Raw genomic sequence first — 15,949 nt, 5'->3', positions numbered from 1 at the left:
CTCTCCCTGGCAATCGGCAATCAGACCTGCAACAGACGCTCACGCAATTTCTGGATCTCGTCGCGCAGCTGGGCGGCGGCCTCGAACTCCAGGTCGCGGGCCAGCTGGTACATCTTTTCTTCCAACTGGCGGATGCGCTTGGTGATCTCGCTTGGCGAGCGCAGCTGCGCCTCGTAGGCGGCGCTCTCCTCCGCAGCCTTGGCCATGCCCTTGCGCTTGTTGCTGCGCGAGCCAGGCACTACGGCGCCTTCCATGATGTCGCGAATGTCTTTCTTCACACCTTTCGGGGTTATGCCGTTGGCCTCGTTGAACGCGATCTGCTTGTTGCGCCGGCGTTCGGTCTCACCGATTGCACGCTCCATCGAGCCGGTCATGCGGTCGGCGTAGAGAATCGCCCGGCCGTTGAGGTTGCGCGCAGCCCGGCCGATGGTCTGGATCAGCGAACGTTCGCTACGCAGGAAGCCTTCCTTGTCGGCATCCAGGATCGCCACCAGCGACACCTCGGGCATGTCCAGGCCCTCACGCAGCAGGTTGATGCCGACCAGCACGTCGAACACCCCGGTGCGCAGGTCGCGGATGATCTCGACCCGCTCCACCGTGTCGATGTCCGAGTGCAGGTAGCGCACCTTGACGCCGTGATCACCCAGGTAATCGGTCAGGTCCTCGGCCATGCGCTTGGTCAGGGTGGTGACCAGCACGCGCTCCTCCAACGCCACGCGCTTGCCAATCTCCGAGAGCAGATCGTCGACCTGAGTCAGCGCCGGACGCACCTCGATCTGCGGGTCGACCAGGCCGGTCGGGCGTACCACCTGCTCGACCACCCGCCCCGCGTGCTCGCCCTCGTAGGGGCCGGGCGTCGCCGAGACGAAGATGGTCTGCGGGCTGGCCGCCTCCCACTCCTCGAAGCGCATCGGCCGGTTGTCCAGCGCCGAGGGCAGGCGGAAGCCGTACTCCACCAGGGTTTCCTTGCGCGAGCGATCGCCCTTGTACATGGCGCCGACCTGGGGAACGCTGACGTGCGACTCGTCGATCACCAGCAGCGCGTTGGCCGGCAGGTAGTCGTACAGCGTCGGCGGCGGCGCACCGGCCGGGCGTCCGGAGAGATAGCGCGAGTAGTTCTCGATGCCGTTGCAGTAACCCAGCTCGAGGATCATCTCGATGTCGAAACGGGTGCGCTGCTCCAGCCGCTGGGCTTCGACCAGCTTGCCGTTGGCATGGAAGAACTCCAGCCGTTCCTTGAGATCGACCTTGATGTGCTCGACCGCATCGAGCAGCGTCTCGCGCGGCGTCACGTAGTGGCTCTTGGGGTAGAAGGTGAAGCGCGGCAGCTTGCGGATCACCTCGCCGGTGAGCGGATCGAAGGCGCTGATGCTTTCCACTTCGTCGTCGAAAAGCTCGATGCGGATCGCCTCCAGGTCCGATTCGGCCGGAAACACGTCGATCACGTCGCCGCGCACGCGGAAGCTGGCGCGGGCGAAATCCATGTCGTTGCGGGTGTATTGCAGGTCGGCCAGGCGGCGCAGCAGTTCGCGCTGGTCCATCCGATCGCCACGGTCCAGGTGCAGCACCATCTTCAGGTAGCTTTCGGGACTGCCCAGACCATAGATGCACGAGACGGTGGTGACGATGATCGCGTCCGACCTTTCCAGCAGGGCCTTGGTCGCCGACAGGCGCATCTGCTCGATATGGTCGTTGATCGAGGAATCCTTCTCGATGAAGGTATCCGAAGAGGGTACGTAGGCTTCCGGCTGGTAGTAGTCGTAGTAGGAAACGAAGTACTCCACCGCGTTGTTCGGGAAGAAGCTCTTGAACTCGCCGTAGAGCTGCGCCGCCAGGGTCTTGTTCGGCGCCAGCACTAGCGTCGGCCGCTGCACCTGGGCGATCACGTTGGCGATGCTGAAGGTCTTGCCCGAGCCGGTCACCCCGAGCAGGGTCTGGTGCGACAGCCCGGCCTCGAGGCCCTCGACCATCTGCCGGATCGCCTCGGGCTGATCGCCGGCGGGGGTATAACGGGTTACCAGCTGGAACTCGGACATCACGACCTCAAACGCTTTTGGGCGCAGGGGCCCGGAATCTCTGGGTGCATAAGATGGGGGCTGGCGCGGCGCAATGGAAGGCCAGTGACACACGGGAACGACCTGTACGGCTGGCGCCGCACAAGCAAACCGGCAACAGCATAGGCACTCGGACCGGTGCATGAGCAACAACGTTCGACCTGGCTGAAATCGCCGACAAATTCCTCATCGGTGGTCGCAGCCGACAGGCATGGCCGCTATAATACCGCCCCGTTTGCGCACCACCCTAGCGCCGAGCGGTGAGGGTGTTGCATCGCCCCCTCTCCCTACTCGAGCTGCCCATCATGAGTCTCTTCTCTGCCGTCGAAATGGCTCCGCGCGACCCTATCCTGGGACTGAATGAAGCCTTCAACGCGGACACCCGCGCCAGCAAGGTCAACCTCGGAGTGGGCGTCTACTACAACGAGGAAGGTCGCATTCCGCTGCTGCGCGCCGTGGCCGAAGCCGAGAAGGCACGCATTGCCGCCCATGCGCCACGCGGCTACCTGCCGATCGAAGGCATCGCGGCCTATGACCAGGCCGTGCAGAAACTGTTGTTCGGCAGCGACTCACCGCTGATCAGCGCCGGTCGCGTGGTCACCACCCAGTCGATCGGCGGCACCGGCGCACTGAAGATCGGCGCCGACTTCCTCAAGCGCCTGCAGCCCGACGCCGTGGTCGCCATCAGCGATCCGAGCTGGGAGAACCACCGCGCACTGTTCGAGTCCGCCGGCTTCGAGGTACAGAACTATCGCTACTACGACGCCGCCAGCCACGGCGTGAACCGTGCCGGCATGCTCGACGACCTGCGCGCCCTGCCGGCACGCTCGATCGTCGTGCTGCATGCCTGCTGCCACAACCCGACCGGCGTCGATCTGTCCAGCGATGACTGGAAGGCGGTTCTGGAAGTGCTGCGCGAGCGTGAGCTGGTGCCCTTCCTCGACATCGCCTACCAGGGCTTTGGCGACGGCATCGAGGAAGACGCCGAGGCGGTGCGCCTGTTCGCCGAGTCCGGCCTGCAGTTCCTGGTTTCCAGCTCCTTCTCCAAGTCCTTCTCGCTGTATGGCGAGCGCGTCGGCGCACTGTCGATCGTCACCGCCAGCCAGGAGGAAGCCGGCCGCGTGCTGTCGCAGGTCAAGCGGGTGATCCGCACCAACTACTCCAACCCGCCAACCCACGGCGCCACCGTGGTCGGCAACGTCCTCAACAGCCCGGAACTGCGGGCGATGTGGGAAGCCGAACTGGGCGAGATGCGCCAGCGTATCCGCGCGATGCGCGAGGCCATGGTCGCGCAGCTCGCGGCCCTGGGTGCCGGCGACTTCAGCTTCGTCGCCCGCCAGCGCGGCATGTTCTCCTACTCGGGCCTGAGCACCGCCCAGGTAGAGCGACTTAAGAGCGAGTACGGTATCTACGCCGTCGGCACCGGGCGCATCTGCGTGGCGGCACTGAACAACGGCAATCTCAAGGCGGTGACCGAAGCCATCGCCAAGGTGATCTGAGGACGCCGGGGGAAGTCGTTTGTGCGCTTGACTTCCCCTTTTTAATCAGTAGGATACGCCCCGTTGTTCCGCGATAGCTCAGTCGGTAGAGCAAATGACTGTTAATCATTGGGTCCCTGGTTCGAGTCCAGGTCGCGGAGCCAAATTCGAAAGCCTCGGTTAACCCCGGGGCTTTTTTGTGTCCGCCGGACTCTCGCCGGGCAGGAACTCCATCCCAGATTAGCCACCTTCGTCGAGCGCAATAAACGCGGCGCATTGCGCCGTTCAACGCCGCGTCCGCATCAAAGTCCCTGCGGTGGGTTACGCCGCAGCGCGGTCGCGAAGTCGCTGGTCTAGCTACAACTCCAGGCAGGCAGCCACGGAGATTTCCAGCATCTCCACCAGCTCCGGGTCCATGTAGCCGTAGTCGTCTGGAATATCCAGCACGTAGAGGGCCTTGCCCTGCAGCAATCGGGAATAGTCTGCGACCAGGCGGCTCTTGTGCTTGGACTCCATCACCAAAATGACGTCGGCCCAACTGACATCCGCAGCACTGATCGTGCGCCGCGCCTTCGGGCTGGTGCCTGCCGAACGCACCGCCAATCCCGGATGCCGGCGCCACAACGCCTCCGCGGTGGGGCTGCGCCACTGGTTGCGACTGCAGACGAACAACAGATGACGAACATCGCTGCTCACTTGACCGCTCCCGCCGACATCAGCCGTCGAACTCCGCCGCCAACGCCGCGCGCACGCAGTGCAGCACGCCCTCCTCTACTCTTCCGGCGAACAATTCCGCGATGCTGCTGGCCGGTGGCAGTTCGGCATCGCCATCGAGGAATGCATCCTGGATCTCGCCGAGCAGGTCTTCGGGCAGATCCAGCGCCTGCTCCAGACTCAGCTGCTGGCGGCTGATGGCCTCGGCCAGCAGCGCATAGACATTCTTCTCGGTGCACGCCAGTTGGCTGGCGATCTGGCTCGGGGTCATGCCCGCACGCGCCAGGCTGACCAGCTCGTGGCGCAGGTCGGCGACCGGCGCCGGGGCGCTCTCGCCACCGGCAAGCACCGCCAGGAAGGCTTCGCCATACCGCTCCAGCTTGCGTGCGCCGACGCCGCTGACGCGGGCCATCTCGCTCAGGCTGGTGGGCTGGCTGCGGAGCATTTCCAGCAGGGTCGAATCGGGGAAGATCACGTAGGGCGGTACGCCATGTTCCTCGGCCAGCTTGCGCCGCAACGTGCGCAGCGCCTCCCACTGCTGACGCTCCTCGCCGCGCACCAGTTGGCTGGCACTGCTCGCACCGCCCTTGCTGCTGCTCTGCGGCTTGGGATCGCGGCGCAGCTCCAGGCCCACCTCACCACGCAGCAACGGCCGGCAGCCGTCGTTCAGGCGCAGGCCGCCGAAGCCTTCGATATCTACGTCGACCAGCCCCCGCGCCACCAGCTGACGGAACAGCGTGCGCCATTCGGCCTCGCCCAGTGCCTTGCCGACGCCGAACACGCTCAGGTGCTGATGCCCCAGGCTGCGCACCTTGTCGTTGTCACGCCCGAGCAGGATGTCGACCAGATGACCGACGCCATAGCGCTGCCCGCTGCGATAGATCGCCGAGAGTGCCTGACGTGCCGGCTCGGTGGCGTCCCAGGTCTGCACGCCGTCGACACAGATGTCGCAGTGACCGCAGGGTTCTGGCATCTGCTCGTCGAAATAGGCCAGCAATGCCTGGCGCCGGCAGGTGACCTGTTCGCACAAGGCGAGCATGGCGTCGAGCTTGTGCTGCTCCAGACGCTTGTGGCGCTCGTCGCCCTCGGAGTTGCTGAGCATCTGTTTGAGAAAGATCACGTCCTGCAGGCCGTAGGCCATCCAGGCCTCGGCCGGCAGACCGTCACGGCCGGCGCGACCGGTTTCCTGGTAGTAGGCTTCCAGCGACTTTGGCAGGTCCAGGTGGGCGACGAAGCGCACGTTGGGCTTGTCGATGCCCATGCCGAAGGCGATGGTCGCGACCATGATCAGCCCTTCCTCGTTGAGGAAGCGCTTCTGGTTGAAGGCGCGCAGCTCGTTCGGCAGCCCGGCGTGGTACGGCAACGCGGGAAAGCCCTGCTCGCTGAGGTAGGCGGCCACCTCCTCGACCTTCTTGCGCGACATGCAGTAGACGATGCCGGCGTCGCCCTTGCGCTGGGCGAGAAAGGCCAGCAGCTGCTTGCGTGGCTGATCCTTGGGCAGGATGCGGTAGAAGATGTTCGGGCGGTCGAAACTGGAGAGAAAACGCTCGGCGTTCTCCAGATGCAGACGCTGGACGATCTCTTCACGGGTGCGCATGTCCGCGGTGGCGGTCAGGGCGATGCGCGGCACGCCGGGGAAGAGTTCGGCGAGCTGGCCGAGCTGCAGGTATTCAGGGCGGAAGTCGTGCCCCCACTGGGAGACGCAATGGGCCTCGTCGATGGCGAACAGGGCGATTTCCAGGTTCTGCAGGAAAGCCAGCATGCGCGGCTGGACCAGGCGCTCGGGAGCGACGTAGAGCAGCTTGATCTCGCCGCGACGAATGCGCTCGGCAATCAGTCGTTGTTCGTCGGCGCTCAGCGTCGAGTTGAGTGCGACCGCGGCGACGCCCAACTCGTCGAGCGTGGCCACCTGATCATCCATCAGCGCGATCAACGGCGAGACCACCACCGCCAGGCCCTGGCGCAGCAGCGCCGGCACCTGGAAGCACAGCGACTTGCCGCCGCCGGTGGGCATCAGCACCAGCGCATCGCCGCCCGCCGCGACCCGTTCGATGATCGCGCCCTGACGTCCACGGAATTTGTCGTAGCCGAAGACGTCTTTGAGTATGCGCTGGGCGTTTTCGAGCATGGAAACTCCGGAGCTGCCTGTGAACGGCCTGCCGCGGCACGAGGCATGCGCCGGCAGAAAGGGCGGCATTATAGCCAGGCTCACCACCGCACCGCGCAGCAACCCCGCGCAGGCGCAGCAAAAAGCCCGCGCAGGCCTGTATAACCGGCTAGAATCCGCGTCTGTCCACTTGATCCAAGGTAGTCACCGATGTCCTTTGCCGAGCAACTGCACCGCCTGCAAGCCTTTCTCGACGCCGATGACCTGCACGAGGAGGCCCTGGATTACGTGGCGGCCCATGGCTATCTGACCGCGCTGTCGATCTGCTCCTCACAGGTTCCCGAGCGCGAGTGGATCGACGCCCTGTTCGCCGAGCCGCCGCACTACCGCAGCGACGCCGAGCGCGATGAAATCGAGGCCACGCTGATCCAGCTGCAGGCGCACATCGCCCGCCAGCTCGCCAGCGACGACGAGCCGGAGTTGCCCTGTGCCGCCGACCTGGGCGAGGAGCCGGATGACTCCGACATCCGCGGCTGGTGTATCGGCTTCATGGAAGGCGTGTTCCTGCGCGAAGCCGCCTGGTTCGAGAATGCCGAGGACGAGGTCAGCGAGCTGCTGCTGCCGATCATGGTCGGCTCCGGCCTGTTCGAGGAACAGGAAGAATTCGCCGAGATCGCCCGCGACCGCGACCTGATGGACGAGATGGTCGAACAGATTCCGGAGCTGCTGACCGCGCTGTTTCTACTGTTCAACGCCCCGGACGAAAAGCCCGCCCTGCTCAAGCCGCGCCACTGACCCACCGCCGCCAGGCGCCCGCATGCCGATCGACGAGCCGCGCCTGAGCCGTAGCCCAGTGGTGCGCTACGCGCTGTTGACGATCGGCTGGCTGAGCCTGGTGTTGGGGGTGATCGGCATATTCCTGCCGGTCCTGCCGACCACTCCGTTTCTCCTGCTGTCCGCCGCCTGCTTCGTACGCAGCTCGCGGCGCGTCTACCTGTGGCTGGTCACCCACCCGCAACTGGGTCCGTGGATTCGCGACTATCTGGATGGCAACGGCATCCCGCTGCGCGGCAAGATCTGGGCAATCGGACTGATGTGGGCCGGTATCGGCTTTTCCTGCTGGCTGGTGCCGCTGCTCTGGGCGCGTCTGTTCATGCTCAGCAGTGCCGTGCTGGTAAGCATCTACATCCTGCGTCAGAAGACCCGCCGACTCGACTGAACAGCAGCGCCTCTACTCGCGCAGATGATTGCGCCTGTAGGTCGCCTCGCCCATCGCTGCTATCTGCCCCTCGATCAGGGCATCGAAGGGTCTGAGCAGCTCGTCGAAGCGCCCTTCTCCTTCCAGCGCGTTGAGCGCCGCGACTATCGCCTCGATGGTCGAGAGCGCGCCTTCGCCCGGCACCTTGCGCACGCGGTAGCGCGACACCAGGCCTGCGCCCAGGCTGACCCTGGGCAGTGCACTCAGGCCAGGATTGAGATGCAGCAGCCTACGCGCCTTGCGCCAGGTGCCGTCGGGTACTACCAACCGCTGCGGCCCTGGCAACGCGGCCAGGCTGGACAGCGGCACTGCATGCTCAGCGGGAAACAGTAGCCAGGTCGCCCCGTCATCCAGCACCTCTTCCACCCGTTCAGCGATCCGCAGCTCGGCGTTGCGCAGGCCCAGGGCGGCCAGACGAGCGGTGTTCAACGCATGCGCACGCTCGTCCGGGTGCTGCAGGATCAGTACCCGGGTACGGCTGTCGAGACTGGGAATCAGCGGGCAGAGACAATGACTCTGCGGGCGCGAGCAACGCTCGCAGACACTACGACGCATGCGCGGCCTCCTTCGGCCGCGCAGTCTGCCACAGCCCAGACGGGCTCAGCGATTGAAACGCTCGGCGAGGCTGTGCAGCTGGCCGGCCATCTGCTCCAGATCGACGCTGATCTGCGCGCCCTCCTGCGCCTGCGCCGCACTGTGATCGGACAGCTGGGCGATGCGGGTGATCTGCCGACTGATGTCCTCGGCCACGTGGCTCTGCTGTTCTGCAGCCGAGGCCATCTGCTGACTCATGGCGCTGATCCGGCTGACCGATTCGCTGATGCCGCCCAGGGCGTGATCCACCTCGGTGACGCTCTGCACACTCTGCCGCGAGATGGATTCGCCCTGACTGGCGGTCTGTACCGCGCGCTCGGCGGCACTGCGTAGGGCAGCGACGATCTGGTGGATCTGCTGGGTCGAGTCACGGGTACGCCCGGCCAGCGCGCGAACCTCATCCGCGACTACGGCAAAGCCGCGGCCCTGCTCACCCGCTCGCGCCGCCTCGATCGCCGCGTTGAGCGCCAGCAGGTTGGTCTGCTCGGCGATCGAGGTGATCACATCGGCAACACTGCCGATCGACTGGGTCGAATTCGCCAGTTCGTTGACCGCCTGACCGATCTCCTCCACCGATCGCACCATCTGCTGCATCGCCACCTGGCTGGCGTCGGCCAGGCCGCGCCCGTGGCTGGTCAGGCGCTCGGCCTCCGCTGCGGCCTGCGAGGTGTTCTGGACGTTGTGCGCGACCTCCTGGATGGTCGCGGCCATCTGATTGATCGCGGTGGCCGACTGATCCGTCTCGCTGCGCTGCTGGTCGAGCAGCTCGGCTTCCGAACGCGCCAGCTCGGCGGACTGCCGGGCACGCTGCCGGACGTTCTCGCCGGCATCCTCCAGCCGGGTCAAGGCCGTCTGCAACCGCGCCTCCTCGCTGATCATGGCCATGTCGAGCAATGCCTGGGCGCCACGATTGTCGCTGTAGGTCAGCGCCACCAGGGCACTGGTGAAGGCCCTGGGATGCTCGGCCAGGGTTCGGCGAATCATCTGCCGCTGGCTGTACAGCTGGTAGGAGCCCAGGGCAAACATCACCAGCAGGACGAAACCGACCAGCCAGTAATGATCGAGCAGAACATGGGCGCCGACGATCACCAGACCGGCGACAATCAGCGGCCAGCAGCGGGCGAAGTCGTGGGTCAGGTGATCGAGTTTGGAGACCGGGGACTTTCCGGCGCGCAACCGGGCGTAAAGTCGATCGGCGCGCTGCTTCTGCGCCTGGCTCGGCAGGCTGCGCACCGACTCGAAGCCGGCCATCCGACCGTCTTCCCAGATCGGCGTGACGTAGGCACTGACCCAGTAGAAGTCGCCGTTCTGGCAACGGTTCTTGACCACGCCCATCCACGGCTTGCCTTCCTTGAGCGTCGACCACATGTGGCTGAAGACCATCGGCGGCATGTCCGGGTGGCGCACCAGATTATGCGGCTGGCCGATCAGCTGCTCGCGGGTGAATCCGCTGACGTCGACGAAGGCGTCATTGCAGTAGGTGATCTTGCCGTGCAGATCGGTGGTCGAAATCAGTCGATCATCCGCGGCAAAGCTTCTTTCTCGCTGGGTAACGGGCAGATTCTGGCGCATGTGATTCGATCCTTCGAAGGTGACTCCTTGGTTCTAGCAGAGAAATCGCCAGTTGCACGCGCAGCAGCGAACCCGCCCGCGAGAAACTCGCGGGCGGTACCGGTTGCCTGTTCAGGAATACGCCAGCCCGGCCAGGGCGATGGCGAGAAACAGCGCGGAGCCTACCAGGCAGACCGCGCTCAGGGGATCTTGCACTTGCATGGCCAGCTCCTCGATCTCGGTGGGTTCAGGAGATCGACGACCGCCGTCGCCAAGAGTTCAGTGGCAGGCGCCGGACTGCATGCGGGGCTTCATTCGCAATCGTCCTTGCGCCGATAGGGAAACACGTCGATGACCTTGCCGGCACGAATCGCGTCCTGCAGACCCTGCCAGTATTCGGCGGTGTAGAGATCGCCATGCAGCTGGGAAAACAACCGGCGCAGCTTGATGTCGGCAAACAGGAAGGTGGGGAATTCTTCCGGGAACACGTCGTTCGGACCGACCGAATACCAGGGCTCGGAAGACATCTCGTCTTCGGGGTAACGCGCCTCGGGGATGCGCCGGAAATTCACCTCGGTCAGGTAGCTGATCTCGTCGTAGTCGTAGAACACCACCCGACCGTGACGGGTAACGCCGAAGTTCTTCAGCAGCATGTCGCCGGGGAAGATGTTCGCCGCCGCCAGTTGCTTGATCGACATGCCGTAGTCATACAGCGCCTCGCGCACCTGCGTCTCGCCCGCGGTCTCGACGTAGATGTTCAGCGGAATCATGCGCCGCTCGGTCCAGCAGTGCCGCACCAGCACGGTGTCACCCTGCAGCTCGACGGTAGAGGGCGCCACCTCGAGCAGCTCTTCGAGACATTCCGGGTCGAACTTGCTCTTCGGGAAGTGGAAGTCGGAGAACTCCTGGGTATCGGCCATGCGCCCTACCCGATCGACGCTCTTCACCATCCGGTACTTCTCGATGACGGTCTCGCGGGTGACGTTCTTCGACGGCGAGAACTTGTCCTTGATGATCTTGAACACGGTGTTGAAGCCCGGCAGCGTGAACACACTCATGACCATGCCACGCACACCCGGCGCCATCACGAAGCGGTCGTCGGAGCGCGCCAGGTGATTGATCAGCGAGCGGTAGAACTCGGATTTGCCGTGCTTGTAGAAGCCGATCGAGGTGTACAGCTCGGCGATCTGCTTGCCCGGCAGGATGCGCTTGAGGAAACCGATGAATTCGGCCGGAACGGCGATCTCGACCATGAAGTAGGAGCGCGTGAAGGAGAAGATGATCGATACCTCCGCCTCGTCGGTGATCAGCGTATCGACCACGATGCCGCGGCCTTCCGGGTGTACCAGCGGAATCACCAGCGGCCACTGCTCGTCCGGGGTGAAGATGCGGCCGACCAGGTAGGCGCCCTTGTTGCGATAGAAGGTCGAGGAAATCAGCTCGATGCACAGCTCCGGGTCCTTGCAGACCCAGTCCGGCAGGTTGCCGCGCAAACGGTCCTCGAGGCGCTGCAGGTCCAGCTCGTGCTGGGCGTAGGGAACGTCGAAGCGATAGTCGTGAAGGATTTCGCTCAGCGCCGCCTTGAGGTTGCCGCGCGGCAGGTAATTGCGCGTCTGCACCCCGCGCTCGTGGTTGCGCAACGAGGGACGGGTGGTGTGGATGAACATGCAGCCATCGCTGATGCAGTCGTGGCTGAACAGCCCGCAGAAGATCGAGTTGAACCAGGTTTCCGCCAGCTCGTCGTCGAAGCGCAGATCGATCTGGTTGATGTAGGCACTCTTCACCAGCGGCCAGAGGTTGACGTCCAGCAGCAGAACTTCCTCGAACTCGCCGCGTAGCCTGCCTACCGTCTGGGTGACCTGATCCTCGTACAGATTGATCCGCTCGGCCGAAGCCTGCTGGGCCTCCTGCCACTGCGCCTGCTCGAAGCGCGACCGGGCGCCGGCGGTAATGCCGCGAAAGGACTCGCGGTAGACATCGAAACCTTCGAGGATCTGACGGGCGATCTCGGCGGCCGGCCATTGCTGAGGCATGGGAACATCTCTGCTGCGCTAGGGAACCGCGAGCTTAGCCAGTGGCCGGCGGCAAGGAAAGCCATCCGAGAGTCCAATACCCTGCTTCGCAACGAATCACTCGCTGCGCGCGATTCCGGTGAGGGTAATGCCGTAGCACTCGGCCAGCCGCACCGCCGGCGTCTGTTCCGGTTGCGCGTCGATATCCGCCTCCTGGCGCTCGAAATGCACCCGTGCGTGCGCCAGCAGCGCCTTCGAGGCCTGCTCCACATCAGGCGCCGAATCAGCATCGAGCATCAGGACATCGGTGTTGTTGTGCCGGGAAAATACGATCTTCCAGAGAGCCATGATTTCATCCGCCGTACATCAGTAAGGATTGGGTCACGGCGCTCACGCAAGGTTCAGTCAGCCGAGCATGCTGCGGTCGAAAAGATACACCCGGCCGCGCTCGGAGACCCGCTCCAGCACATTCTGCGGGCGGCCCATCGGCGGCCGGTTGCGCTCGCCGGTATCGCGCAACCAGCCCTCGGTTTTCATCCGCTCCAGCCGGCCGCGCAGCGTGGTGTGCTGCACCGCCTGGCCCAGACAGGCCTGAAACGCCGCCAACGCCTCGGTGACGGTGAAGCGCTCGGCCAGCAGCGACAGCGGCAACGAGCTGTAGACCGCCTTGGCCGCCAGGCGCTCGACCGCCTGCGCTACCAGTTCGCTGTGGTCGAAGGGCAGCGCCAGACTGCCGTCGAGCACCGCGGCCAACTCGACAAAGCGCAGATCTTCGGCATCGACTGCCTGCTGCGGCGCCAACAACGCCAGATAGATGGTGCTCAATGACCAGCCGCGCGGATCGCGCTCGGCGTTGCCTACGGTAGCCACCTGCTCCAGGTGCGCCGGTTCGACCCGTGCCTTGTCACGCAGCGCACGTGCCGCCGCGTCGTCCAGGCTGGCATCGGCCATGCGCCCGTTGACCAGTACGCCGGGTAGCGCCCAGCTGTCGGCGAAAGGTGCCGCCGCGCGGCGCAGCAGCAGCAGCTGCAGCGCACCCTGTTCATTCAGGCGCAGTGCGACCATGTCCACACTCGCCAGTACTTCGGCCCTGCTCATTCGTGCTCCTGTCCCGCCAGGCGGGTTCAACAATCTGCTTGACGACATATTACATCAGATGGATTATGTAGCCAGCCCCACGCAAAAGGAGTCGCAATCATGAGAATCGCCAGCTTCGATGTCGATGCCCAGAAAGGCTTCACCCCGCTCTGCCCGAGCGAGCTGCCGGTAGCCGGCGGCGATCAGATAGTGCCGGCACTCAATGAGATGGCCAGTCGCGCGCACCTGCGCGTCGGTAGCAAGGATGCGCACAGCCCCCAGGCCGCCTGGGTGGTCAGTGACGCGACGCAGATGCTGCAACCGCTGCCGCTGGCCAACGCCGACCTGACCTGGGTCAGCCACTGTGTACCGGGCACCGCAGGTTTCGAACTGCTCGACGGGTTGCCGGCGCCGGTGGACTACGACTTCTTCGTCTGGAAAGGCGTCGAGCCGGACATGCACCCCTACGGCGCCTGCTACCACGACCTGGGCGAGCGGCGCAGCACCGGGGTAATCGAATTCCTCCGCCAGGCCGGAGTCGACCTGGTGCTGGTGGGGGGCCTGGCACTGGATTACTGCGTCAGCACCACCGCGCTGCAACTGCGTCGTGCCGGACTGGCCGTGGTGGTCTATCTGCCAGCCTGTCGAGCAATCGACGAAAACGGCGCGCAGACGGCCTGTACCGCGATGCGCGATGCCGGCATAGTCCTGTGCCGCAATCTGCCAGAACTGGATGCCGCGACAGCCGCGGACAGGGAGTAAGAATCATGGGCGAAAGCGTATTTGCCGAGCGCACCGTACAGAACCTGCTGGACACCGACTTCTACAAGCTGACGATGATGCAGGCGGTACTGCACAACTACCCCAATGCCGAAGTCGAATGGGAGATGCGCTGCCGCAACGGCGAGGATCTGCGGCCGTACCTGGCCGAGATCCGTCATCAGATCGAGCGCCTGGAAGACCTGCAGATCAGCGCCGACCAGGTCAAGTTCCTCGAGAAGATTCCGTTTCTCAAGCCGGACTTCATCCGCTTCCTCAGCCTGTTCCGCTTCAACCTGCGCCACGTCTTCACCGGTATCGAAGACGGCCAGCTGTCGATCCGTCTGCGTGGGCCCTGGCTGCACGTGATCCTGTTCGAGATTCCGCTGCTGTCGATCATCAGCGAAGTGCGCAACCGCTATCGCTATCGCGACGTCATCCTCGAGCAGGCGCGCGAGCAGCTCTACCGCAAGCTCGACTGGCTCGGCAGCAATGCCAGCAGCGAGGAACTGGCCGGCCTGCAGGTCGCCGACTTCGGCACCCGCAGACGCTTTTCCTACCGCGTGCAGGAGGAAATGGTGCACGTGATGCAACGCGAGTTCCCCGGCCACTTCGTCGGCACCAGCAATGTGCACCTGGCGCGCGAGTACGGTCTGCGCCCCATCGGCACCATGGCCCACGAGTGGCTGATGGCGCACCAGCAACTGGGGCCGCGCCTGATCGACAGCCAGAAGGCGGCGCTTGACTGCTGGGTACGCGAGTACCGCGGTGAGCTGGGCATCGCCCTCACCGACTGCATCAACATGGATGCCTTCCTCGGTGACTTCGACCTTTACTTCGCCAAGCTTTTCGACGGCCTGCGCCACGACTCGGGAGACCCCTTCGCCTGGGCGGAGAAGGCCATCGCCCACTACCAGGCGCTGGGAATCGATCCGCGCAGCAAGACACTGGTGTTTTCCGATGGTCTGAACTTTCGCAAGAGCCTCGAGCTGCACCGCGCCCTGCAGGGGCGGATCAATGCGAGTTTCGGCATCGGCACCAACCTGACCTGCGACATACCCGGTGTCGAACCGATGAACATCGTCATCAAGATGACCGCCTGCAATGGTCAACCGGTGGCGAAGATCTCCGATGCCCCTGGCAAGACCCAATGCCGCGACGAACAGTTCGTCGCCTATCTGAAACACGTCTTTCGCGTCAGCGAGCCGAACTGAGGACATCAGCATGACCGACCGTCAAACCGAAATCGCCGCCGCCTTGCAGGTGGTCCCGCCATTCAACGAACGCAGCCAGCTGCTCGCCGAGATCGAGCGGCGCAAGGCCTTCATCAAGCAGTGCCTGCGCAATGCCGGGCTCAAGACCCTGGTGCTGGGCATCAGCGGCGGCGTCGACTCCACCACCGCCGGCCGTCTGGCGCAGCTGTGCGTGGAAGAGCTGCGCGCCGAGACAGGTGATGCGACCTACCGCTTCATTGCCGTACGCTTGCCGCACGGCGTGCAGCATGACGAGGCCGACGCGCAGATGGCCATCGACTTCATTCGCGCCGACGAGCTGCAGACCGTCAACATCGAAGCCAGCGTCCGTGGCCTGGCCGCGCAGACGGCGAGCCTGGAAACACTGACCCCGGAGCGTCGCGACTTCGTGCTCGGCAACGTCAAGGCGCGCATCCGCATGGTTGCCCAGTTCACCATCGCCAATGCCTGCAATGGCCTGGTGATCGGCACCGACCACGCCGCCGAGGCGGTGATGGGCTTCTTCACCAAGTTCGGTGACGGCGCCTGTGACCTCACGCCGCTGGCGGGGCTGGTCAAGGGCCAGGTTCGTGCCATTGCCCGCGAGCTGGGTGCGCCGGAAAAGCTGGCGCTCAAGGTGCCCACCGCCGATCTGGAAGAGCTCAACCCCGGCAAGCCGGACGAGGACGCCCACGGCGTCAGCTACGCCGAGATCGACGCATTCCTGCACGGCCAGAAGGTCAGCGACGCCGCCTACCAGCGCATCGTGCGCACCTACGACGCTACTCGCCACAAGCGGGAACTGCCGTTCGCGCCCTGACTGTTGGTAGGTTGGGTGGCGCCCCGATGGTGCCCAGGCTCCGGCGGGGGCACCTGATCCCGGGACGCTTCGCGTCCCGCAGACGCAGAGCGTCTGTAACTGCACTCCCACGCGGAGCATGGGAATGATCAGAAGCCGTAGGTTGGGCCGCGAGGCCCAACAATGCCCCGCCAACCATCGGATGATGCCCTGGCTCCTGGCCTAGGAACTCTCCGCCTCCCGCAGACGCAGAGCGTCTGCAACTGCACTCCCACGCGGAGCATGGGAATGATCAGAAGCCGTAGGTTGGGCCG

The 15,949-nt window shown here is 64.7% G+C and carries 14 protein-coding genes and 1 tRNA gene; 7 read left to right on the top strand and 8 right to left on the bottom strand.

Going from position 1 to position 15,949, the window contains the following annotated elements:
* Window positions 1-20 precede the first annotated feature (20 nt).
* The gene (gene uvrB, locus DBO85_RS07845) at window positions 21-2,036 is read right to left on the bottom strand and encodes an excinuclease ABC subunit UvrB (protein ID WP_108106709.1); all 2,016 of its coding nucleotides are present in this window, start codon (window positions 2,034-2,036) and stop codon (window positions 21-23) included.
* Window positions 2,037-2,359: 323 nt separating this feature from the next.
* Here uvrB and DBO85_RS07840 point away from each other — a divergent pair, with 323 nt between their 5' ends.
* Window positions 2,360-3,553 carry an amino acid aminotransferase gene (locus DBO85_RS07840; RefSeq protein WP_108106708.1) on the top strand — a complete coding sequence of 398 codons (1,194 nt, stop codon included), beginning with the start codon at window positions 2,360-2,362 and terminating at the stop codon, window positions 3,551-3,553.
* A 67-nt stretch (window positions 3,554-3,620) separates the two neighbouring features.
* A tRNA-Asn gene (locus DBO85_RS07835) sits at window positions 3,621-3,696 on the top strand.
* Between the two features lie 193 nt (window positions 3,697-3,889).
* On the opposite strand, the gene DBO85_RS07830 is transcribed toward DBO85_RS07835, so the two are convergent.
* Both DBO85_RS07830 and recQ read right to left on the bottom strand, forming a co-directional pair.
* Window positions 3,890-4,228 (bottom strand): low molecular weight protein tyrosine phosphatase family protein, encoded by a 339-nt coding sequence (locus DBO85_RS07830; RefSeq protein WP_108106707.1) that lies wholly within the window; start codon window positions 4,226-4,228, stop codon window positions 3,890-3,892.
* A 19-nt stretch (window positions 4,229-4,247) separates the two neighbouring features.
* On the bottom strand, window positions 4,248-6,374 hold the full coding sequence (gene recQ, locus DBO85_RS07825) for a DNA helicase RecQ (protein ID WP_108106706.1): 2,127 nt from the start codon (window positions 6,372-6,374) through the stop codon (window positions 4,248-4,250).
* Window positions 6,375-6,563: 189 nt separating this feature from the next.
* Between recQ and DBO85_RS07820 the strand changes: the two genes are divergently transcribed.
* Together DBO85_RS07820 and DBO85_RS07815 are read left to right on the top strand one after the other, a co-directional pair.
* A complete protein-coding gene (locus DBO85_RS07820; protein ID WP_108106705.1) occupies window positions 6,564-7,148 on the top strand; it encodes a UPF0149 family protein in 585 nt (194 codons plus the stop codon).
* A 22-nt stretch (window positions 7,149-7,170) separates the two neighbouring features.
* Window positions 7,171-7,572 (top strand): YbaN family protein, encoded by a 402-nt coding sequence (locus tag DBO85_RS07815; protein ID WP_108106704.1) that lies wholly within the window; start codon window positions 7,171-7,173, stop codon window positions 7,570-7,572.
* Between the two features lie 12 nt (window positions 7,573-7,584).
* On the opposite strand, the gene DBO85_RS07810 is transcribed toward DBO85_RS07815, so the two are convergent.
* The 5 genes from DBO85_RS07810 to DBO85_RS07790 form a co-directional block, all read right to left on the bottom strand.
* On the bottom strand, window positions 7,585-8,166 hold the full coding sequence (locus DBO85_RS07810; protein ID WP_108106703.1) for a tRNA-uridine aminocarboxypropyltransferase: 582 nt from the start codon (window positions 8,164-8,166) through the stop codon (window positions 7,585-7,587).
* Window positions 8,167-8,211: 45 nt separating this feature from the next.
* Window positions 8,212-9,777 carry a methyl-accepting chemotaxis protein gene (locus tag DBO85_RS07805; RefSeq protein ID WP_108106702.1) on the bottom strand — a complete coding sequence of 522 codons (1,566 nt, stop codon included), beginning with the start codon at window positions 9,775-9,777 and terminating at the stop codon, window positions 8,212-8,214.
* Window positions 9,778-10,067: 290 nt separating this feature from the next.
* The gene (aceK, locus tag DBO85_RS07800; RefSeq protein WP_108106701.1) at window positions 10,068-11,789 is read right to left on the bottom strand and encodes a bifunctional isocitrate dehydrogenase kinase/phosphatase; all 1,722 of its coding nucleotides are present in this window, start codon (window positions 11,787-11,789) and stop codon (window positions 10,068-10,070) included.
* Window positions 11,790-11,885: 96 nt separating this feature from the next.
* Complete coding sequence (locus tag DBO85_RS07795) at window positions 11,886-12,116, bottom strand: hypothetical protein (protein WP_108106700.1); 231 nt, start codon at window positions 12,114-12,116, stop codon at window positions 11,886-11,888.
* A gap of 57 nt (window positions 12,117-12,173) precedes the next feature.
* Window positions 12,174-12,866, bottom strand: coding sequence for an NUDIX domain-containing protein (locus tag DBO85_RS07790; RefSeq protein ID WP_108106699.1), 693 nt, complete (start codon window positions 12,864-12,866; stop codon window positions 12,174-12,176).
* 99 nt (window positions 12,867-12,965) lie between these two features.
* On the opposite strand from DBO85_RS07790, the gene DBO85_RS07785 reads away from it, so the two are divergent.
* The 3 genes from DBO85_RS07785 to nadE are packed head-to-tail and all read left to right on the top strand — an operon-like array spanning window position 12,966 to window position 15,656.
* A complete protein-coding gene (locus tag DBO85_RS07785) occupies window positions 12,966-13,607 on the top strand; it encodes a nicotinamidase (protein WP_108106698.1) in 642 nt (213 codons plus the stop codon).
* 5 nt (window positions 13,608-13,612) lie between these two features.
* Window positions 13,613-14,818: a nicotinate phosphoribosyltransferase gene (pncB, locus tag DBO85_RS07780; protein ID WP_108106697.1), complete on the top strand. Its 1,206-nt coding sequence runs from the start codon at window positions 13,613-13,615 to the stop codon at window positions 14,816-14,818.
* 10 nt (window positions 14,819-14,828) lie between these two features.
* Window positions 14,829-15,656, top strand: coding sequence for an ammonia-dependent NAD(+) synthetase (gene nadE, locus DBO85_RS07775; protein WP_108106696.1), 828 nt, complete (start codon window positions 14,829-14,831; stop codon window positions 15,654-15,656).
* Window positions 15,657-15,949 lie beyond the last annotated feature (293 nt).

It is taken from the genome of Pseudomonas mangrovi (assembly GCF_003052585.1).
Classification (GTDB): Bacteria; Pseudomonadota; Gammaproteobacteria; order Pseudomonadales; family Pseudomonadaceae; genus Aquipseudomonas; species Aquipseudomonas mangrovi.
This window is presented reverse-complemented; position numbering and strand designations above follow the sequence as displayed.

Bases quoted from the DNA above. Each gene is read 5' to 3' on its own strand.
- DBO85_RS07795 (WP_108106700.1), bottom strand. From the start codon at position 12,116: ATGGCTCTCTGGAAGATCGTATTTTCCCGGCACAACAACACCGATGTC.
- DBO85_RS07790 (WP_108106699.1), bottom strand. From the start codon at position 12,866: ATGAGCAGGGCCGAAGTACTGGCGAGTGTGGACATGGTCGCACTGCGC.
- uvrB (WP_108106709.1), bottom strand. From the start codon at position 2,036: ATGTCCGAGTTCCAGCTGGTAACCCGTTATACCCCCGCCGGCGATCAG.
- DBO85_RS07805 (WP_108106702.1), bottom strand. From the start codon at position 9,777: ATGCGCCAGAATCTGCCCGTTACCCAGCGAGAAAGAAGCTTTGCCGCG.
- DBO85_RS07815 (WP_108106704.1), top strand. From the start codon at position 7,171: ATGCCGATCGACGAGCCGCGCCTGAGCCGTAGCCCAGTGGTGCGCTAC.
- pncB (WP_108106697.1), top strand. From the start codon at position 13,613: ATGGGCGAAAGCGTATTTGCCGAGCGCACCGTACAGAACCTGCTGGAC.
- DBO85_RS07820 (WP_108106705.1), top strand. From the start codon at position 6,564: ATGTCCTTTGCCGAGCAACTGCACCGCCTGCAAGCCTTTCTCGACGCC.
- DBO85_RS07810 (WP_108106703.1), bottom strand. From the start codon at position 8,166: ATGCGTCGTAGTGTCTGCGAGCGTTGCTCGCGCCCGCAGAGTCATTGT.
- recQ (WP_108106706.1), bottom strand. From the start codon at position 6,374: ATGCTCGAAAACGCCCAGCGCATACTCAAAGACGTCTTCGGCTACGAC.
- aceK (WP_108106701.1), bottom strand. From the start codon at position 11,789: ATGCCTCAGCAATGGCCGGCCGCCGAGATCGCCCGTCAGATCCTCGAA.
- DBO85_RS07785 (WP_108106698.1), top strand. From the start codon at position 12,966: ATGAGAATCGCCAGCTTCGATGTCGATGCCCAGAAAGGCTTCACCCCG.
- DBO85_RS07840 (WP_108106708.1), top strand. From the start codon at position 2,360: ATGAGTCTCTTCTCTGCCGTCGAAATGGCTCCGCGCGACCCTATCCTG.
- nadE (WP_108106696.1), top strand. From the start codon at position 14,829: ATGACCGACCGTCAAACCGAAATCGCCGCCGCCTTGCAGGTGGTCCCG.